Genomic DNA, 20,062 nt, shown 5'->3' on the forward strand with positions numbered 1-20,062 from the left:
AACGGGGCGCGACGACGCGTGTACAGGCTCGTTCGCCGCCTCACGTTGACTCGCGTCGGCGACTTGGTATTGAACGGCGCCGTTGCGACGATGACGACGGATGGTGGACCGCTCGAAAGAGGCAGGCCGCGATCGAGGGCCCTGCAGGTCCGGACGTTCCCACAGACCAAACCGTGTTCGCCCGACCTCATGACGAGCGTCCGGGACGCGGCGGAGTTCACGATGATCGACTTCGACAAACAAAAGACGATGGCCAATGCGATCCGCGCGCTCGCGATCGACGCCGTCGAGGCGGCGAAGTCCGGCCATCCCGGAATGCCGATGGGCGCGGCCGATGTCGCGACCGTTCTGTTCTCGTCGATCATCAAGGTCGATCCCAGCCAGCCGGACTGGCCGGACCGCGACCGGTTCGTGCTGTCGGCCGGCCATGGCTCGATGCTCCTGTATTCCGTGCTGCATCTGCTGGGCTTCGAAGACTTCGGCAGCAGCGAGCTGCGCCGCTTCCGTCAGCTTGGCTCGCGTGCCGCCGGCCATCCGGAATACGGCCACGGTGCGGGCATCGAGACGACCACCGGTCCGCTCGGCCAGGGCCTGGCGACGGCCGTGGGCATGGCGCTCGGCGAGCGCATGCTGAATGCGGAGTTCGGCGACGGCCTGGTCGACCACTACACCTACGTGCTCGCCTCCGACGGCGACCTGATGGAAGGCATCAGCCACGAGGCGATCTCGATCGCCGGGCACCTGAAGCTGAACCGCCTCATCGTGCTCTACGACGACAACGAGATTTCCATCGACGGCAAGCTGGACCTGTCGGAATCCGGCGACGCGCTGAAGCGCTTCGAGGCGGCCGGCTGGGCCGCCGTGCGCATCGACGGTCATAGCCCAGCCGACGTGCACGCGGCGCTCGTCGCGGCGCAGGCGAGCGACCGGCCGACGCTGATCGCCTGCCGCACCATCATCGGCTTCGGCTCGCCCAACAAGGCGGGCAGCTCGGCCTCGCACGGTTCGCCGCTCGGCGCGGCCGAGGCGGCTGCGACCCGCGACATGCTGAAGTGGAAGGCGGAGCCGTTCGAGATTCCCGCCGACATCCGCGACGCCTGGCGCATCGCCGGCCTGCGCTCCGGCAGCTCCCGCAAGGAGTGGGAGAAGCGCTATCAGGCGATGGATCCGGAACGGCGCGCCGAGTTCGACCGGCGCATCCGCGGCGATCTGCCGGCGAGCTTCCAGGACGCGATGACCGGGCTGCGCGCGACGATCGCCCGCGACCGTCCGACGCTGGCCACCCGCAAGGCCTCCGAGATGGTGCTGGAGACCGTCAACCAGGCGGTGCCGGAGACGGTGGGCGGCTCGGCCGACCTGACCGGCTCCAACAACACCAAGACCAAGGCGATGGGCATCGTTTCGGCCGGTCACTACGGCGGCCGCTACATCCACTGGGGCGTGCGCGAGCACGGCATGGCGGCGGCGATGAACGGGCTGTCGCTGCACGGCGGCTTCATTCCGTACGGCGGCACCTTCCTGGTGTTCTCCGACTACTGCCGGCCGGCGATCCGGCTGGCCGCGCTGATGGGCGTGCGCTCGATCTACGTGATGACCCACGATTCCATCGGCCTCGGCGAGGACGGTCCGACCCATCAGCCGGTCGAGCACCTGGCGGCGCTGCGCGCCATCCCGAACCTGGTGGTGCTGCGCCCGGCCGATGCCATGGAGACGGCGGAGGCCTGGGACATCGCCCTGTCGCGCGCCTCCGGCCCGACCTTGCTGGCGCTCACCCGGCAGAACTGCGAGGCGCTGCGCCTCGACGACCACGACGGCAACCGGTCCAAGCGCGGCGCCTACGAGCTGGCCGACGCGAACGGAGACGCCGTGGTGTCGCTGTTCGCCACCGGTTCGGAGGTCGGCACCGCGGTGCGGGCTAAGGGGCTACTCGACATGGACGGCATTCCGACCCGCGTCGTCTCGGTGCCATCGTTCGAGCTGTTCGAGCGGCAGCCGGCGGAATACCGCAGCGAAGTGATCGGCACGGCGCAGGTGAATGTCGGCATCGAGGCGGCGGTCCGGATGGGCTGGGACCGGCTGATCGGCATGGACGGCATCTTCGTCGGCATGTCGGGCTTCGGCGCCAGCGCGCCGTTCGAGGAGCTCTACGAGCACTTCGGCATCACCCCGGAGGCCGTGGTTGCCAAGGTGAAGGCCCGTCTGGCGGACGAGTAGGGATCTTTCGGCGTTTATTTGACTTTCCCTCCCGGGAAATCGGATGCATCAGAACGTCATGATCGCATCCGATCAGGCGACAAGACGAGGTGAGAAGACGTCATGACCGTACGCGTCGGCATCAACGGGTTTGGCCGCATCGGCCGCAACGTGTTGCGCGCCATCATCGAGTCGGGCCGGACCGACATCGAGGTGGTCGCCGTGAACGATCTCGGCCCGGTGGAAACCAATGCCCACCTGCTGCGACACGATTCCGTGCACGGGCACTTCCCGGCGAAGGTGACCGTCGACGGCGACACCATCGATGTCGGCCAGGGGCCGATCAAGGTGACCGCCGAGCGCGATCCGAAGGCGCTGCCGTGGGGCGATCTCGGCGTCGACATCGCGATGGAGTGCACGGGCATCTTCACCGCCCGCGACAAGGCGGCGCTGCATCTGGAGAACGGCTCCAAGCGCGTGCTGGTCTCCGCGCCGTCGAGCGGCGCCGACAAGACCATCGTCTACGGCGTGAACCACCAGGCGCTGACCAAGGACGACCTGGTCGTCTCCAACGCGTCCTGCACCACCAACTGCCTGGCGCCGGTCGCCCACGTCATGCACGACCTCCTCGGCATCGACAAAGGCTTCATGACGACGATCCATTCCTACACCGGCGACCAGCCGACCCTCGACACCATGCACAAGGACCTCTACCGGGCCCGTGCCGCCGCCATGTCGATGATCCCGACCTCAACCGGTGCGGCTCGCGCCGTCGGGCTCGTGCTGCCGGAACTGGAAGGCCGCCTCGACGGCGTGTCGATCCGTGTGCCCACCCCGAACGTCTCGGTGATCGACTTCAAGTTCGTGCCCAAGCGCGCCACCACCGTGGAAGAAGTCAACGAGGCTTTCCGCGCTGCGGCCGCCGGCAAGCTCGCCGGCATCATGGCCATCACCGACGAGCCGCTGGTCTCGATCGACTTCAACCACGACCCGGCGTCCTCGACCGTGCACATGTCGGAGACGAAGGTGATCGACGGGACGCTGGTCCGCGTGATGAGCTGGTACGACAACGAGTGGGGCTTCTCCAACCGGATGAGCGACACCGCCGTTGCGATGGCCAAGCTGATCTAGGCCGGCGTTCGTTCAGAGTGGACCCTGCCGGGGCGGCGCGATCCGATTGCGCCGCCCCTGCTCACGACAAGAAGACAAGACCGGAACACATGACCGAGATCAGGACCCTCGACGACGCCAACGTGGCCAACATGCGGGTCCTCACCCGCGTCGACTTCAACGTCCCGATCCATGACGGCAAGGTCGCCGATGTGAGCCGGATCGAGGCCGCCGCGCCGACGATCGCCGAACTGGCGGGGCAGGGCGCCAAGGTCATCCTGCTGGCGCACTTCGGCCGCCCGAAGGGCAAGCGCGTCGCCGACGAGTCGCTCGGCAAGATCGTCGAGACGGTCGCCCGGGTGCTTGGCAGGCCGGTGGGGTTCGTCGACGACTGCATCGGCGGCGACGTGAAGGCCGCCGTCGACAACATGGTGCCGGGCGAGATCCTGCTGCTGGAAAACACCCGCTTCCACGCCGGCGAGGAAAAGAACGATCCCGCTTTCGTCGATTCGCTGGCCGACAACGGCGACGTCTTCGTCAACGACGCCTTTTCCGCCGCCCACCGCGCCCACGCCTCGACCGAAGGCCTCGCCCACAAGCTGCCGAGCTATGCCGGCCGGGCGATGGAAGCCGAGATCGTCGCGCTGACCAAGGCCTGCGAGAAGCCGCAGCGGCCCGTGGTCGCCATCGTCGGTGGCGCCAAGGTCTCGACCAAGATCGCGCTGCTTGAAAATCTCTGCGAGAAGATGGACGCGATCGTCATCGGTGGCGCCATGGCCAACACGTTCGTGGCTGCGCACGGCGGCGACGTCGGTCGCTCGCTGTACGAACCGGACCAGGCCGAACTCGCCCGTCGCATCGTGCTGCGCGGCGAAGAGACGGGCTGCGCCATCGTGCTGCCGAAGGATGCGACGGTTGCGCGCAGCTTCGAGGAAGGCGCCGAGAGCTGGGCGGTGGGGCTCGACGCCATGCCGGAGGATGCGATGATCCTCGACCTCGGCCCGCACTCGGTGGATACGGTGAAGGCGGAGATCCGCACCGCCAAGACGCTTCTGTGGAATGGCCCGCTGGGAGCGTTCGAAGTGGCGCCGTTCGATCGCGCGACCGTCGAGGTGGCCAGATACGCCGCCGAGCTGACGCAAGCCGGCAAGCTGACGACGGTGGCTGGCGGCGGCGATACGCTGTCGGCGCTCCACCATGCGGGCGTTGCCGACAAGATGACCTATGTTTCGATGGCGGGCGGCGCCTTCCTCGAATGGCTCGAGGGCAAGTCGCTGCCGGGCGTCGAGGCCTTGAAGAAGTAGGCCGGAGCCGTCCGGGACGGTTTTCGTGTTTTGCGCCGGGTCGCCAGTGGGCCCCGCGCCCCGCAGATGATGGAACAGGGATGAAGGGTGGAACGATGAGCGAGCGTCTCGAAGATATTGCTGCCGCGATGATGGCTGAGGGGCAGGGCATCCTGGCCGCGGACGAGAGCTCCGGCACGATCAAGAAGCGGTTCGACACGATCGGCCTGACCTCCACCGAGGACGCACGGCGCGACTACCGCGAGATGCTGTTCCGCTCCAAGCAGGCGATGACCGACTACATCTCCGGCGTCATCCTTTACGACGAGACGATCCGCCAGAAGGCCGCCGACGGCACGCCGCTGGTCGAGCTCCTGAAGGCCACCGGCTCCGTGCCGGGCATCAAGGTCGACATGGGCGCCAAGCCGATGGCCGGCTGCCCGGACGAGAAGCTGACCGAGGGCCTCGACGGCCTCAGCGGCCGCCTGAAGGAATATTACGAGCTCGGCGCGCGGTTCGCGAAGTGGCGGGCGGTGATCGACATCTCCAGGTCGACCCCGTCCTGGACGGCGCTGCGCGCCAACGCCCACGCGCTCGCCCGCTACGCCATCCTGTGCCAGGAAGCCGGCATCGTGCCGATCGTCGAGCCGGAGGTCATCATGGACGGCCCGGACACCGACCACACGATCGACCGCTGCTACGAGGTCACCGAGTGGGCGCTGAAGACCGTGTTCGACGAGCTCTATGAGGCGCACGTCTCGCTCGAAGGCATGATCCTGAAGCCGAACATGGTGATCGCCGGCCAGAAGTGCGCGACCCAGGCGTCGCCGGATGAGGTCGCCGAAAAGACCATCAAGTGCCTGAAGGCATGCGTGCCGCCGGCGGTGCCGGGGATCGCCTTCCTGTCGGGCGGACAGTCGGACGAGGCCGCCACCCAGCACCTGTCGCTGATGAACGCCATGGGCGGGCTTCCGTGGACGCTGACCTTCTCCTACGGTCGCGCTCTGCAGGCGGCTGCCATCAAGGCGTGGGGCGGCAAGCCGGAAAACGTCGCGGCCGGCCAGCGGGCGTTCACCCACCGCGCCAAGATGAACTCGCTGGCGTCGCTCGGCACCTGGTCCGCCGAGCAGGAACGCTCGGCAGCCTAATTGAAGCTCGCGGCGGCCCGATACGGGTCGCCGCCACCACCTCGCCATGATGGTCGAGGAAGGAACGGTCGATGGATCGCACCCGCCTCGTTCTCGTTGTTCCCGCCACCGGCCCCGAGCCGGTCGACGCCGTGCGTCTCGACGCTGCCCTGGCGGGCGGTGACGTGGCCGCGGTGATCATCGACGCGGGCGACGCCGACGCAGGCGACACCGTCCAGGCAGCCGTCTCCGCGCTGGTCGACAGCGCCCAGAAGGCCGGCGCCGCGGCCCTCATTCGGGGCGACACGCGGCTGGTCGGTCGCACCCATGCCGATGGCGTCCACGTCGACGAGAGCTTCGAGGAGATCGAGGCGGCGCTCGAACGCTTCCATCCCAACAGCATTGTCGGCACCGGCGGCGCCGACACCCGTCACGACGCGATGCTGATCGCCGAGACCGGGCCGGATTACATCTTGTTCGGCGACATCGACGCGCCGGACGCCGCCGAGACCGACCCGCGGTACTTCGAGTTCGGCACCTGGTGGGCGGAAGTCTTCGAGATCCCGGTGGTTGTGCTGGTCGGTGTCGACCTGGCCGATGTGCCGGACCTCGCCGCTGCCGGCGTCGAGTTCGTCGCCGTGCGTGGAGCGGTCTGGAAGCACCCGGACGGCCCCGCCGCGGCGGTCGCCAAGGCGAACGCGCTGATCGACGAGGGCATGGCGGTTACATGATCCGACGGCTTGCCATCGCCTGTCTCGCGCTGTCGATCGCTGGGGGAACGGTCGCCGCCCAGACGACGGCGCCGCGTGGCCAGGGCCAGGGCACCGCGCAGGGGCCGGGCACGGCCGTGCCGTTGACCGACCTGCTCGGCGGGCCGGCAATCCCGTTCAGCAAGCCAACCGACGCCACCGAGGGCCGCGACCTGACCCTGGACGTGCCGGCTAAGAGCGGCCGGCGGACGCTGCCGAGCGCCATCGCGTTTCCGCCGCGCATGCCGCCGCGCGACCGGCCGGGCCTGCGCACGGTGGGCCACGGCGACAGCGCCGACGCGGCCGAAGGCGCGGAAGCTGCCGGTGCGGCCGAAGACGGCGTGTCGGAGGATGGCGCGACGGCCGCAACCGATCAGGCGGAGGCGCCGAAGCCGGAGAGCGACGAGGCCGCCGAGGCGCCTGATGCGGCCGCCGGAGACGCGGAGACGGCCGCCGATGAGGCGGATGAGGTGGCCACCGACGCGATGGACGGCGAGGCGGTGTCTGCCGCCGAACTGGCCGCCGAACCGGGGGTCGACCGCGCCTATGGCGCCTTTCAGCGCGGCTTCTTCCTGACGGCGCTTGCCTACGCGCTCAGGCCTGCCGAAGCCGGCGATCCCACCGCCCAGACGCTGATGGGGGTGCTTTACGAGGACGGGCGCGCGACCCGGCGCGACTATGCCGCCGCCGCCGACTGGTTCAAGCTGGCCGCGGCAAAGGGCGACATCGGCGCCACCTACCGTCTCGCCCTGCTCTATCTGAGCGGCGAGGGCGGGGTGAAGGACGAAGTCGAGGCAGCGCGGCTGTTCCGGATCGCGGCCGACGCCGGCAACGAGGACGCCGCCTACAATCTGGCCATCATGACGCTGCAGGGCAGCGGCGGGCTGAAACGCGATGCCGCCGCGGCCGCCCAACTGCTGCAGAAAGCCTCCGACGCCGGCAGCGCCGATGCCACCTATGCGCTGGCGCTCCTCTACGGAGCCGGCAACGGGGTGGTGCCGGACGATCGGCGGTCGACCCAGCTCCTGCTCGAGGCGGCGGAGGCCGGCAGCGTGCCGGGACAGGTCGAATATGCGATCCGCCTGTTCAAGGGCGTCGGCGTGCCGGCGAACGAGGCCCTCGCCGCCGCCTGGTTCGAGCGCGCGGCCCAGGCCGGCAATCCGGTGGCGATGAACCGGCTCGCCCGTCTGTACGCAACGGGCCGCGGCGTCGGGATCGACGCCGTCGAGGCGGTCAAGTGGCACCTGATCGCCCGCTCGCGGGGGCTTTCCGACATCTGGCTGGACAGCTTCATGGAGGCGCAGCAGGAAGATGTCCTGAAGCAGGCGCGCCAGCGGGCGCGGACCTGGTGGAACGGCTGAAGGGGCCCCTCCCGGACGGGGTTTCCCCTTGAATCCGCCTGTGCTTTGTGGTCCAGAAGCCACGACTTCTGCTTGCTTCCCGCCGCTTTCGCAGTCGATACGACGCGCGGGAAGGCGCATTTCAACTTCGACAAGGCGTAATCTATGAAGATCAACGGCAACGAAATACGACCGGGCAACGTGATCGAGCACCAGAGCACCCTCTGGGCGGCGGTCAAGGTTCAGCACGTGAAGCCCGGCAAGGGCGGCGCGTTTGCCCAGGTCGAGCTCAAGAACCTGATCGACGGCCGCAAGCTCAACGAGCGGTTCCGCTCCGCCGACACCGTCGAGCGCGTGCGCCTCGAGCAGAAGGATTTCCAGTACCTCTATGCCGAAGGGGACAACCTGGTCTTCATGGACACCGATTCCTACGAGCAGATCGAACTGTCGCTGGACTTTGTCGGCGAGCGGGCGGCGTTCCTGCAGGACGGCATGACCGTGACGGTGGAGCTGTACGAGGAGAAGCCGATCGGCGTGACGCTGCCCCAGTATGTGACGCTGGAGATTTCCGAGGCCGACCCGGTGGTGAAGGGGCAGACGGCGTCGTCGTCCTACAAGCCGGCGATGCTGGAGAACGGCGTGAAGCTGATGGTGCCGCCATTCATCGCCGCGGGCGAGAAGGTCGTCGTCGACACCGAGGAAATCACCTACGTTCGCCGCTCGGAATGATCCGAACCGCCCTTCGGACGTTGTTCCACTGCCCGACATTCGAAACGCATAGGTAGATCGCGATGGCTCGCTCGGCGATCCTCAACGTAATGGTTTCGGCCGCAATGAAGGCCGGGCGTGCGCTCGCGCGGGACTTCGGCGAGGTCGAGAACCTGCAGGTCTCCCGCAAGGGGCCGGGCGACTTCGTGTCGGCCGCCGACCGGAAGGCCGAAGAGATCATCCGCGCCGAACTGGAGAAGGCGCGGCCCGGCTATTCCTTCCTGATGGAGGAATCCGGCGCCCACAAGGGCACCGACGACCAGCACCGCTGGATCGTCGATCCGCTCGACGGCACCACCAACTTCCTCCACTCCATCCCGCTGTTTGCGATCTCCATCGCGCTGGAGAGCCAGGGCCAGCTGGTGGCGGGCGTCATCCTCAACCCGGTGACGGACGAGCTGTACGTCGCGGAAAAGGGGCGCGGCGCCTTTCTGAACGACCGCAGGCTCCGGGTTTCGGCGCGCCGCGACCTGCCCGATGCGGTGATCGCCACCGGCGTTCCGCACCTCGGGCGCGGCGACCACGCGCGCTTCATGGCCGAGCTCAAGGCGGTGATGGGAGAGGTCTCCGGCATCCGCCGCGCCGGCGCTGCCTCGCTCGACCTCGCCTGGACCGCGGCCGGCCGCTACGACGCCTACTGGGAGCACGACCTGTCGCCCTGGGACGTCGCCGCCGGCATCCTGATGGTGCGCGAGGCGGGCGGCTTCGTTACCGATCTGGACGACCGCGATCGCATCTTCGAGACCGGTTCGATCTGCGCCGGGACCGAGGAGATCCGTCGCGATCTGCTCAAGCTCGTGCGCGGGGCGCGGCCCGGCGCAGCCGGAAAATGAAGCCTTGGGTGCTCGAAATCACGGGTTCGTTTTCCGCAACAAATCGGCTATTTCTGGCCGTTGCAGGAAGGTAGCTGATTGATGGCCCGCGACCGAGACCCGTATCGCCTGGTGAGCCCGCACGTCTATCTCGTGCGGATGGTGATATTCTTGGTAATCGCCGTATTTCTCGGCCTGATCCTCCACCGGCCGATCGTCACGGCGTTCATGAGCAATCCCGGCCTCAACGGCCTGATCATCGGGGTCGGGCTGATCGGCGTCGCGCTGGCGTTTCGCCAGGTGATCCGGCTGTATCCGGAAACCAACTGGGTCAACAACTACCGGGCCGGCCGGATCGACGAGGGCCGGACACCTGCGCTGCTGGGGCCGATGGCCTCGTTGCTGGGCGGCCGCGCCGACGACAGCTACCTGAGCGCCACCGCCATGCGCTCGATCCTCGACACCATCGGAACCCGCCTCGACGAGGCGCGCGAGATCAGCCGCTACCTCACCGGCCTGCTGGTGTTCCTCGGTCTGCTCGGCACCTTCTGGGGCCTCCTGCAGACGGTGAGCTCGGTCGGCGCGACGATCCAGAACCTCGACGTCGGTGCCGGCGATGCGGCCGTGGTGTTTCAGGATCTGAAGGCCGGTCTCGAAGCGCCCCTGTCGGGCATGGGCACGGCATTCTCCTCGTCGCTGTTCGGCCTCACCGGCTCGCTGATCCTCGGCTTCCTCGACCTGCAGGCCGGGCAGGCGCAGAACCGCTTCTACACCGACCTGGAAGACTGGCTGTCGACGGTGACCGAGATCGACGTGAGCCGGGCCGGCGACGGCAGCGGCGCGGCGGCGCTGCAGGCGCACGGCCTGCAGCAGGCGGTCGACCGGCTGACCCGGACGATGAAGGAGACCGGTGCCTCGGCCACGCCGCCGGCGACGCAGGCGATGGCCAACCTCGCCGACGGAATCCAGGGTCTGGTCAACCATCTGCGCAGCGAACAGAAGCTGATGCGCGAGTGGGCCGAATCCCAGGCCCAGCAGAATGCGCGTATCGAGCAGCTGCTCGAGCGCCTCAACACCGCGCTGGAGCAGGAAGACCGCTAGCGCGGTTTCCCGCCGCTGGACCCGGCAGGTGCCGGCCCGGCCGACAATCGCGAGGATCTTGACCGATGCCGCTCAGTGCCTCCCGACGCCGCCAGCCGCGGCCCGACTACTGGCCGGGCTTCGTCGATGCGATGGCGACGCTGCTGCTCGTCATCATCTTCCTCCTGTCGGTGTTCATGCTGGCGCAGTTCTTCCTGAGCCAGGAGATCTCCGGCAAGGACACCGCGCTCACCCGCCTGAACGCGCAGATCGCCGAACTGACCAATCTGCTGGCGCTCGAACGCGCCAACAGCGGCGGGCTGGAGGACCAGTTGGCGGTGCTGCAGGCTTCCATTCAGGACGTGGAGAGCGAGCGCGACAGCCTGCAGGGCCGCCTCGCCGCCCTCAGGGCGGAGAATGAGGGGCCGGGCGTCGGCGCGCTGCAGTCCCAGCTGGACGAGGAACAGCAGTTGAGCCAGCAGGCGCTGGCGCGGGTGGAACTGCTCAACCAGCAGCTGACCGCGCTGCGTCGGCAGATCGCTGCGCTGGAGGCGGCGCTGGAGGCGTCGGAGGGGCGCGACCAGGAAAGCCAGACCCGCATCGCCGATCTCGGCCGACGGCTGAACGTGGCGCTGGCGCAGCGTGTGCAGGAGCTGTCGCGCTACCGCTCGGATTTCTTCGGCCGGCTGAGGCAGCTTCTCTCCGACCGGTCCAACATCAAGATCGTCGGCGACCGGTTCGTGTTCCAGTCGGAGGTGCTGTTCCCGTCGGCGTCCGACGAGCTCAATCCGGGCGGCGAGGCGGAACTCGATACGCTGGCGAGCCAGCTGATCGAGCTCGGCAACGAGATCCCCGACGATATCGACTGGGTGCTTCGGGTCGATGGCCACACCGATGCGCGGCCGGTGACGGGCGGCCGCTTCGCCTCCAACTGGGAGCTCTCGGCGGCACGCGCCATCTCGGTGGTGAAGTATCTGATTTCGCAGGGCGTTCCGCCCAACCGGCTGGTCGCGGCGGGCTTCGGCGAATTCCAGCCGCTGGTCGAGGGCGACACGCCGGAGGCCTACGACCAGAACCGCCGCATCGAGCTCAAGCTCACCGAACGGTAGGGCACACCGGGGCCGGGCCGATCTGCTCGCCCCGTCCCTCCGATCAGGTGGGCATCCGGGACAGTCGCTTCTCGTCGTCGATGAGGACCAGGCGGTCGCGCTCGCCCGTGTTCCAGCGCCACAGCACCAGATTCATCTCGTCGGGCGGCGCTCCGCGCGCGAAGCTCGGCACCAGCATCCCCGCGTAGCCGGCGGAGGACAGCGCCACCGCGAGATCCTGGGTGGGCACGGCGGCACCCCTGTGCATCCGCTCCCGCCAGCCCGTGTCGGCGAGATCGGCCGGGGTCATCGACCAGGGGGTGAGGGCGTCCGGGCTGCGCGTGTCGAAGATGGCGGCGATGTCGGCCCGATAGGCGACCAGGGTCGTCGGCTGCAGCGTGCCGACCTGGTTGGCCTCGCGGATCGCGCCTTCCGGCGACAGCGACGTGTAGAGCGCTTCCATGCCGCGGGGATTGAATCGCCCGCCGAAGAGCGCCGCGCCCCGGCCCGACAGCGGCTGGCGGGCATGGACCGGATTCAGGCTCCGGTAGAGCAGGCCGCGAAAGGGTGGGCGCTCAAGCGTGGACGCCGGCATCGACGGCATCGATCAGCGTCATCACCTCGTCGGCTCGGCCCTCGCGAACGAGCTGCATGGCCGTCTGCCCTCCGAACCCCGCCAGCGGTTCGGAGCGGTACCAGGCGTAGGCGATGAGCGCCGATCCGAAGCGGGGCTCGACGCGGTTGAGGATCTCGAGCATCTCGCGCAGCCGCCGCTGCGTGCGGGGCGACTGGAGACGGCTGGTCCGCTGCAGGGCATCCTTGCTGAGGCCGAGCGTCCGCGCGACCTCGTCGGCCGACGTCCGGAGCTGGCCGGCGATCTTGCGCGGCGCGAAAAGTCCGTTCTCCGAGTATTCCGCCAGATTCATGACGCGGGTCCCTGCCAGTTTGATGCACGCAATATCGTGTCATTCTGGCTGGCGTGCAAGGGCGGTGCCCGTCAGTGTGCCGGCCAACCATGGCTGGCCACGCCGTGAGGGCGCGCGGCTACTCGGCGGCGGGATCGTAGGCTGCGCGGCCGTCCTGACCCGTCGCCGCCGCCCCCAAGGCAGACCGGGAGGTGTCGAACTGGAGCCGGGCGAGGCGGGCGTAGAGCCCGTTGCGGGCGACGAGGCTGGAGTGGTCGCCCTCCTCGACGATCTGGCCGCCATCCAGCACGAGGATCCGGTCCGCCGCTAGCACCGTCGCCAGACGGTGGGCGATGACGAGCGTCGTGCGTCCGACCATCAGCCGCTCCAGCGCGCCCTGCACCAGGGTCTCGCTCTCCGCGTCCAGCGCGCTGGTGGCCTCGTCGAGGAGCAGGATCGGCGCATCCTTGAGGATGGCGCGGGCGATGGCGATCCGCTGGCGCTGGCCGCCCGAAAGCGTCACGCCGCGCTCGCCCACCCGGGTCGCGTAGCCGTCGGGCAGGTCGCGCACGAACCCGTCCACCCGCGCGGCCTCGGCGGCGGCGATGATCTCGGCGTCGCTCGCCCCTGGCCGGCCGAAACGGATGTTCTCCATGATCGTCGTCGCGAAGACGGTGGAATCTTGCGGGACGATGGCGATCCGGCTGCGCACCTCGAACGGGTCGGCGGCGCGGATGTCGGTGCCGTCGATCAGGATGCGTCCCGACGCCGGATCGTAGAAGCGCAGCAGCAGATGGAAGAGCGTCGACTTGCCGGCGCCGGAGGGCCCGACGATGGCGACGGTGGAGCCCGCGTCGATGGCGACCGACACGCCGTCCAGAACTGGAAGGTTGCCGCCGGCAGGATAGGCGAAGCCGACGTCCTCGAAGCGGACGTCGCCGCGGGCGGGCTCGGGCAGGGCCGCGGGGGTCGCGGGCGCGGCGACCTCCGTCTCCTCTCCGAGCAGGTCGGCCAGGCGTTCGGCCGCCCCGGCCGCCTGGGCGACCTCGCCCCACACCTGGCTCAGCTGCCCCAGCGCGCTCGAGGCCAGCACTGCGTAGAGCACGAACTGGCCGAGCGTGCCGCCGGTCGTGGTGCCGTCGAGGACGTCCTGCGCGCCCACCCAAAGCACGGCGACGACGCTCGCGGAGACCATGAAGATGGCGATGCCCGTCAGCAGGGCGCGGGAGGCGGTGGCCGCGCGGGCGTTGTCGAACGCCGTCTCGACATCGGCGTCGAAGCGCTGCGCGGCGGCGGCCTCGGCGGTGAACGCCTGCAGGGTGCGGACCGCGCCGATCGCCTCGATGGCGAACGCGGAGGCATCCGCCAGCGTGTCCTGGGCAAGCCGCGAGCGTCGGCGCACCGAGCGGCTGAAAGCCACCAGCGGCAGCACGATGAACGGGATGGCCAGCAGCACCATCGCCGACAGCCAGGGGCTGGTGACGACCATCATGACGGCGGCGCCGACGAACAGGAACAGGTTGCGCAGGGCGATCGACGCGCTGGCGCCGACGGCCGCCTTGATCTGGGTGGTGTCGGCGGTCAGCCGCGAGACGATCTCGCCGGACAGCGTCCGGTCGAAGAAGGCGGGGGACAGGCGTGTCACGTGGGCGAACACGTCGGACCGGACGTCGGCGACGACGCGCTCGCCGATCCAGGTGACGAAGTAGTAGCGCATCCCACTGGCCGCCGCGAGAATGGTGACGACGACGATCAGCATCATGAAATACTGATTGATGAAGCTCGCATCGGCGCTGCTGAAGCCGTGGTCGATCATCCGGCGGACCGCCAGCGGCAGCGCCAGGGTGGCGATCGACGCGGCGATCAGGGCGACGAGGGCCAGCGCCACGTGCCATCGATACCGCAGCACATACGGCACGAGGTGGCCGAGAGGCCGCAGCTTCGGGCGCCTGCGCTTGCCGTCGGCTGCCGTCGCGGGAGCCGCTTCCGGTGCGGTTTGTCCGTCTTGTGCCACCACGGCCTCTTTCCAACGTTTCGAAGTCTGAACTCGTGTGTTGGTGTTGCGCCGGGGCTTCCGGTCTTGTCAACGCGCGTATGGTCCCAGGCGTGGCCGGCGGGCCTTGCTTTGCCATGCGCCCCGGGCTATATCGGCCTCCTTGTGGCGCAGCGTCGCGGATCGACGATCCCTATGCCGTTGCCGACAATCCAGTTCCCACGCGACGTACGAGCACTGGCCCAAAGGTCGGCTCTCGTCGGTGTCCCTCCGGCGCGCTGCCGTGACGGACGGTGCAGTTTGCGCGATCAGGCGAAGCGAACGATGAAGAAAGACATCCATCCCGACTATCATCGGGTCACGGTCGTGATGACCGACGGCACCGAGTTCCTTACCCGCTCGACCTACGGCGAGGAAGGCGACACGATCCGTCTCGACATCGACCCGAGCACGCACCCGGCGTGGACCGGCGGCGAGACGCGTCTTCTCGACCGCGGCGGCCGCGTGTCGCGCTTCAAGAGCAAGTACAAGGGCATCCTCGGCAACTGAGCCGGTCGGCCGGCCTCCGGCCACCAGACGTCAGTTGCAAAGGCCGACCTTCGGGCGCGATCGGATCATCCGGCCGCGCCCTTTCGCGTTTCTGCGCGGGAGGGAAGCAGGGCAGGCGGAACGGCTCCCGACAAAAAAAGAGCCGCCAACGAGGGCGGCTCTGAAGTCAGATAAGGAGGCGTCAAACGGAGTGGACGAACCACTCGATCCAGCGGGCTGGATGACCCCTTCATAGTTTGGAAACCTTACCAGGCCGTTAACGCTGCCGACGGTTTGCCGGGCCGGCTGCGAAAAAGGCATTGGGCCGGCTCATGCGGCCGCAAGCGTCTCCTCGATCCGCATGAGCGCCCGGTCGATGACGGCCTCGGTGTGATAGCAGCCGAAGCCGAAGCGGAGCCGGTCGCCGCGCACGTCGGTGACCACGCCGGCGTCCAGCAGCCGCGTGTGAAGATCGGCCGCCCGCGGCGTCTCGAAGGTCAGGAAATGGCCGCGCTCGACGCCGGCTCCGACCGGCGTCACCAGCCGCGCATCGCTCAGCAGCGCGATCCCCGCCGCCGCCACGCCGCCCAGGAACCGGTCCTGCAGGCCGAGCACGTGGGCGTGGATCGCCGGCACGGTCAGCCCGATCCCGTCCATCCACGCGAACACCGCGCGCATCCGGTAGAGCCCGCTCGGATCGAAGGTGGAGCCGAAGAAGCGGTTGCCGTCGGTGGAGTAGGGCACCCCCCCGTCTGACCGCTCGAGCGCGGAAAACGCCGCGTACCAGCCGGTGTCGCGCGGCCGCTCGCCATAGCCCGGCGGGCAATGGAGGAAGCAGCAGCCTTCGCCGCTCATGGCGTATTTGTAGCCGCCCGCGAGATAGAAGATCCGATCGGCCACCGCCGAGAGATCGGTCGGCACCGCCATGAAGCCGTGATAGCCGTCGACGACGATGAACGTCTCCGGATCGGGCACGGCGGCAGCGAGCGCCGCGATGTCCGGACCGATCGCGCCCGACGAGAAGAACACGTGGCTGACGAACACCAGGTCGTGGGGCCGCACCGCGGCGGCCGCCGCCAGCCGCTCGGTGAAGCCCGCGAACGGCTCGGCCGGCACCCGGTCGACGACGACGAGACCCGCCTCCTCCAGCCGCGCGATCTGGCGGGAGAAGGAATGGAACTCGGCGTCGCTGGCGAGGATGCGGACGGGCCGGTCGGCGGGGAAGCACGACAGCAGCCGCTTGACGAACTCGTGGGTGTTGGGCGCGAACGCGATGGTCGCCGGGTCGGGCAGCGACAGCCGCTCCGCGATGCCCCGCTGCACCGCCGGGACCACCTCGCCGAACACGGTGGCCCATTTCTGGTCGACGTGGAGCGCGGCGTCGGACCAGGCGCGGTGCTGGCCCTTTTCGCTGGCGTCCGGCCAGAAATGATGGCTGTGGGCGGCCAGGTGCAGGCGGTCGGGGTCGGCGTCCAGAAAGCGGCTGAAGTGGGCGGTGAGGTCCAGGCTCATTCCGCCGGCTCCTCGGAATAGACGAACTGCATCATCCGCTCGACCTCGCGCGGCAGCGCCGGCAGCGCCGATCGCGGAATGAGGTAGGTCGACAGGTGGAAGAGGTCGGTGAAGATTTTGTGCTTCTCGGCGGTCTGGCGCAGATAGTCGTGGCCCGACGAGCCGCCGGTGCCGATCTTCACGCCGATCATCCGCTGCACCATCAGCGCGTGGCGGTAGCGCCACAGCGTCATCGTCTCGTCGATGTCCATCAGCGTCTGGAAGATGCGGCTCGGCACGTGCAGCACCGGGCGGTCGTTGTAGACGGTGATGAACAGCGCCGCCTGCACGGCCTTCGGCGACATCCGCCACGCCCCCTGGTGGGCCTCCGGCTCGAACAGCGCCTTGAAGGATTCCTTGGCCTTTTCCAGCGCCCGGGCCTCGGCTTCCCGCTGCTCCTCGTCGAGGCCTTCGTTGGCGCGCAGCGTACGGATGTCCTTGGTCAGGAAATCGAGCACGGCCGCGCGATAGGCCTCGGAGAAGGCGAAGCTGCCGGCCTTCACGAAGGGGGTGCGCGCCAGCCACGCGTCGAGCTGCTCGATCAGCGACGGATGGCTCTCCGCCGCGCCCAGCAGCTTGCTTTCCTCCGGCTTCAGCCGGCTGTGGACGCCGGTTCCGTCATACAGCATCCGCTGGTTCGGGCCGAGGCCGAGGCGCGTCTCGACGAGGCGGAACTGCAGCGACTGGAAGCCCGAGCCGGAGGTGAGCAGGTCGCGGAATTCCAGGAAGTCCTGGGAGGTCATGGTCTCCAGTACGTCGATCTGGTTGACCAGCAGCTTCATGATCTCGTTCACCCGCAGCAGCGAGTGCAGGATCTGGCCCATCCGCCAGTCGTCGATGGGGGCATGGGAGAAGTTCGCCTGGACCCGGTCGAGCTCGTGCAGGATCTGCTTGAACCACAGCTCGTAGGTCTGGTGGATGATGATGAAGAGCATCTCGTCGTGGGCTTCCCGCCCGACCTTGACGCTCTGCAGGTCCTGAGCGTTCAGGATCCGGTCGAGGCTCAGATAGTCGGCGTAGCCGATCTCGGTTCCGGTGGGAGATGCCATGGTGCTCACCTGGGTTCGGGGTGTCGACCCCGAGACTATCCGACCTGACGAGACGCTTTAAGCTTAAAATGTTTGCGGAGCCGGCCTCGGCCGAGGCGGCAGGCGGGGGATGCTCCGGGCGTGGGGCGGGACGAGGGGTCGCCGCGCGTCTTCCCACGCAAAACCGCGCCGGGCACAGGTGCCCGACGCGGTCTGTAAGGCTAGCTGCCCCGACGGCTCTCGCGGACGGGGCAGGCGCAATCTACTGCAGCTCGTTGGCCAGCATGCAGAGCTCGGCCACCGAATCGTCGAAGCGCGCCGGGTTGGACAGAACGTCCTGGCACTTGGTCATCAGCGCTTCGCGTTCGGTCTGCGACATGGCGCCCAGCCGGGCAGACACCTCCTGCGAGGTGATGGAGCCGGTGCTGGCGCCTGTCACGTTCGATCCGGCCGAGCCGTCGAGACCGGTCGCCCCGGGCGTCGTTCCAGCTGTCGCCTGTCCGGTGCCCCCGCCTGCGGTTCCGCCTCCGGCGCCACCGCCCGGCGTCCCGCCGGTGCCCCCGCCGGCGTTGGTTCCACCCGTGCCGCCGACCGAAGCGCCGACCCCGGCATTCACACCGCTGCCGCCGCCGACCGAAGCGCCGACGCCAGCGTCAACGCCCGTACCGCCGCCGACCGATGCACCAGCCCCGGCATTGACGCCACCGCCACCGCCGACGGATGCGCCGGCACCGGCATCGACGCCGGTTCCGCCGCCAACGCTTGCCCCCACACCGGCGTTGGCACCGTCGGCGCCACCGACCGATGCGCCCGCACCGGCGTCGACGCCCTGTCCGCCACCGGCGGACGCACCGGCGCCGGCATCCACACCATCCGCACCGCCAGCCGTCGCCCCCACGCCGGCATCCACGCCGCTTCCGCCACCGATGCCGACACCTGCGCCGACCCCGACGCCGCCGACATCGGCGCCCACGCCGACCCCGACACCGCCTCCTCCGGTGCCGCCGACGCCCTGCGCGCGGACCTCCGTTCCCGACACCATCATCACGGCGCAGAACGCCGCCACGGCACAGCCTGTCATCAGGTGATTTCCGAGCTGTCGCATCTCACTCTCCTCCAAAGTTACGATGTGCATCGAGGGAGTAATGCGGGGTTGTGGCGACTTGTTCCCGAGAATCTGAGGATGCATTTCAACCATCCATGACTGAAACCCTTAGCCGTCTACAATCATTGCGTACGCGCCGGGGCCGGCCCCGGCGCGCATTTCCGCCATTTTCGCAACAGGTTGGATGCGTGTGCCGAGGCGGGCTGCCGGAACGAAAAAAGACCCGTGAACGGGGGTGCCGTCCACGGGTCCTTTCCGACGATGATTGGATCTGGCGGATCGTGGCCGGACGGGCCACGATCCATTGAACTACTCCTGGACGCGCAGAGCGCAATAGTCGCGATCCTGCTTCGGATAGTCTTCCAGGTTGTTCAGAACATCGAGGCACCGCTCGCGATCATACTGCTCACGATTGTTGAAGCGGTTCACGTTCGAGCCCGATGAGGGCGACGTCTGAGTCTGGCTGCCGTGGCTGGAGAAGCCGAAGCTCCCTCCGTTGTCGCGGTCCTCTGCGTGTTGACCGCCATGATCGCCACCACCGGAGTCGCCACTGCCACCGGAGTGGCCACCACCACCGGAATGGCCGCCGCCGCCGGAGTTACCGCCACCACCGGAGTGGCCACCGCCGCCGGAATCGCCGCCGCCACCGGAGTGGCCACCACCACCGGAATGGCCGCCGCCGCCGGAGTTACCGCCACCACCGGAGTTACCGCCACCACCGGAGTGGCCACCGCCGCCGGAATCGCCGCCGCCACCGGAGTGGCCGCCACCACCGGAATGGCCGCCGCCGCCGGAGTTACCGCCACCACCGGAGTGGCCGCCGCCGCCGGAGTTACCGCCACCACCGGAGTGGCCGCCGCCGCCGGAATCGCCGCCACCACCGGAGTGGCCACCGCCGCCAGAATCGCCGCCGCCACCGGAGTGGCCACCGCCACCGGAGTGGCCACCACCACCGGAATGGCCGCCGCCGCCGGAATGGCCGCCGCCACCGGAATGGCCGCCGCCGCCGGAATGGCCGCCGCCACCGGAATGGCCGCCGCCGCCGGAATGGCCGCCGCCACCGGAGTGGCCACCACCACCGGAATGGCCGCCGCCGCCGGAATGGCCGCCGCCGCCGGAGTTACCGCCACCACCGGAGTGGCCACCGCCGCCGGAATCGCCGCCACCTGACCCGCTGCTGCCGGTTCCCGTGGCGATCTGGAATTCCGTGGCGGCCCGCCCTGGCGCTGCAGGGCCACCGAACGCAAGGCCGGCTCCCGCCGTGGCTCCGGAGCCTGCAATATGCAGGGGCTGAGCCCCCAGGTGAATGCTGGCCGGAGCTTCCGCGAGGGCGGGAACCGGCCCGGTCATGAACGCGCACAGAGCCACTGTGGCGCAGCTTGCAGCTGCGACCATTTTTGGA

The 20,062-nt window shown here is 68.8% G+C and carries 18 protein-coding genes; 12 read left to right on the forward strand and 6 right to left on the reverse strand.

The window, feature by feature from the left end; genetic code table 11:
* Positions 1–189: 189 nt before the first annotated feature.
* The 10 genes from tkt (at position 190) to ACSSVZ_RS12335 (ending at position 11,571) form a co-directional block, all read left to right on the forward strand.
* Positions 190–2,214, forward strand: coding sequence for a transketolase (tkt, locus tag ACSSVZ_RS12290; RefSeq protein ID WP_453970361.1), 2,025 nt, complete (start codon positions 190–192; stop codon positions 2,212–2,214).
* Between the two features lie 102 nt (positions 2,215–2,316).
* Complete coding sequence (gap, locus tag ACSSVZ_RS12295; RefSeq protein WP_453970362.1) at positions 2,317–3,324, forward strand: type I glyceraldehyde-3-phosphate dehydrogenase; 1,008 nt, start codon at positions 2,317–2,319, stop codon at positions 3,322–3,324.
* Between the two features lie 89 nt (positions 3,325–3,413).
* Entirely contained in the window at positions 3,414–4,607 is a 1,194-nt protein-coding gene (locus ACSSVZ_RS12300; protein WP_453970364.1) for a phosphoglycerate kinase, read from the forward strand.
* 95 nt (positions 4,608–4,702) lie between these two features.
* A complete protein-coding gene (locus ACSSVZ_RS12305) occupies positions 4,703–5,734 on the forward strand; it encodes a class I fructose-bisphosphate aldolase (protein WP_453970365.1) in 1,032 nt (343 codons plus the stop codon).
* A gap of 71 nt (positions 5,735–5,805) precedes the next feature.
* Positions 5,806–6,444, forward strand: a complete 639-nt coding sequence (locus ACSSVZ_RS12310) for a thiamine phosphate synthase (RefSeq protein ID WP_453970366.1) — start codon at positions 5,806–5,808, stop codon at positions 6,442–6,444.
* Positions 6,441–7,823 (forward strand): tetratricopeptide repeat protein, encoded by a 1,383-nt coding sequence (locus ACSSVZ_RS12315; RefSeq protein WP_453970368.1) that lies wholly within the window; start codon positions 6,441–6,443, stop codon positions 7,821–7,823. Before ACSSVZ_RS12310 ends, ACSSVZ_RS12315 begins: the two co-directional genes overlap by 4 nt.
* A 144-nt stretch (positions 7,824–7,967) precedes the next feature.
* Positions 7,968–8,531 (forward strand): elongation factor P, encoded by a 564-nt coding sequence (gene efp / locus ACSSVZ_RS12320; RefSeq protein ID WP_453970370.1) that lies wholly within the window; start codon positions 7,968–7,970, stop codon positions 8,529–8,531.
* Between the two features lie 62 nt (positions 8,532–8,593).
* Positions 8,594–9,403 (forward strand): inositol monophosphatase family protein, encoded by an 810-nt coding sequence (locus tag ACSSVZ_RS12325; protein ID WP_453970372.1) that lies wholly within the window; start codon positions 8,594–8,596, stop codon positions 9,401–9,403.
* Between the two features lie 81 nt (positions 9,404–9,484).
* A complete protein-coding gene (locus tag ACSSVZ_RS12330) occupies positions 9,485–10,483 on the forward strand; it encodes a flagellar motor protein MotA (protein ID WP_453970374.1) in 999 nt (332 codons plus the stop codon).
* Between the two features lie 65 nt (positions 10,484–10,548).
* Entirely contained in the window at positions 10,549–11,571 is a 1,023-nt protein-coding gene (locus ACSSVZ_RS12335) for a peptidoglycan -binding protein (RefSeq protein WP_453970376.1), read from the forward strand.
* A 43-nt stretch (positions 11,572–11,614) separates the two neighbouring features.
* Here the strand turns inward: ACSSVZ_RS12335 and ACSSVZ_RS12340 are convergent, their stop codons facing one another.
* The 3 genes from ACSSVZ_RS12340 to ACSSVZ_RS12350 form a co-directional block, all read right to left on the reverse strand.
* Complete coding sequence (locus ACSSVZ_RS12340; protein ID WP_453970378.1) at positions 11,615–12,154, reverse strand: RES family NAD+ phosphorylase; 540 nt, start codon at positions 12,152–12,154, stop codon at positions 11,615–11,617.
* Entirely contained in the window at positions 12,126–12,476 is a 351-nt protein-coding gene (locus ACSSVZ_RS12345) for an antitoxin Xre/MbcA/ParS toxin-binding domain-containing protein (RefSeq protein ID WP_453970380.1), read from the reverse strand. Before ACSSVZ_RS12345 ends, ACSSVZ_RS12340 begins: the two co-directional genes overlap by 29 nt.
* 118 nt (positions 12,477–12,594) lie before the next feature.
* Complete coding sequence (locus ACSSVZ_RS12350; RefSeq protein WP_453970435.1) at positions 12,595–14,469, reverse strand: ABC transporter transmembrane domain-containing protein; 1,875 nt, start codon at positions 14,467–14,469, stop codon at positions 12,595–12,597.
* Between the two features lie 303 nt (positions 14,470–14,772).
* On the opposite strand from ACSSVZ_RS12350, the gene rpmE reads away from it, so the two are divergent.
* The gene (rpmE, locus tag ACSSVZ_RS12355; RefSeq protein ID WP_453961378.1) at positions 14,773–14,997 is read left to right on the forward strand and encodes a 50S ribosomal protein L31; all 225 of its coding nucleotides are present in this window, start codon (positions 14,773–14,775) and stop codon (positions 14,995–14,997) included.
* 309 nt (positions 14,998–15,306) lie between these two features.
* Here the strand turns inward: rpmE and ACSSVZ_RS12360 are convergent, their stop codons facing one another.
* From ACSSVZ_RS12360 to ACSSVZ_RS12370, 3 genes are all read right to left on the reverse strand, one after another.
* Positions 15,307–16,488: an aminotransferase class V-fold PLP-dependent enzyme gene (locus ACSSVZ_RS12360; protein WP_453970382.1), complete on the reverse strand. Its 1,182-nt coding sequence runs from the start codon at positions 16,486–16,488 to the stop codon at positions 15,307–15,309.
* On the reverse strand, positions 16,485–17,576 hold the full coding sequence (locus tag ACSSVZ_RS12365) for a tryptophan 2,3-dioxygenase family protein (RefSeq protein WP_453970383.1): 1,092 nt from the start codon (positions 17,574–17,576) through the stop codon (positions 16,485–16,487). The genes ACSSVZ_RS12360 and ACSSVZ_RS12365 overlap by 4 nt, the downstream gene beginning before the upstream one ends.
* A 241-nt stretch (positions 17,577–17,817) precedes the next feature.
* Positions 17,818–18,660, reverse strand: coding sequence for a hypothetical protein (locus ACSSVZ_RS12370; RefSeq protein WP_453970385.1), 843 nt, complete (start codon positions 18,658–18,660; stop codon positions 17,818–17,820).
* 525 nt (positions 18,661–19,185) lie between these two features.
* On the opposite strand from ACSSVZ_RS12370, the gene ACSSVZ_RS12375 reads away from it, so the two are divergent.
* Positions 19,186–19,830 carry a hypothetical protein gene (locus tag ACSSVZ_RS12375; protein ID WP_453970387.1) on the forward strand — a complete coding sequence of 215 codons (645 nt, stop codon included), beginning with the start codon at positions 19,186–19,188 and terminating at the stop codon, positions 19,828–19,830.
* Positions 19,831–20,062: the final 232 nt, after the last annotated feature.

It is taken from the genome of Amorphus sp. MBR-141 (genome assembly GCF_053628695.1).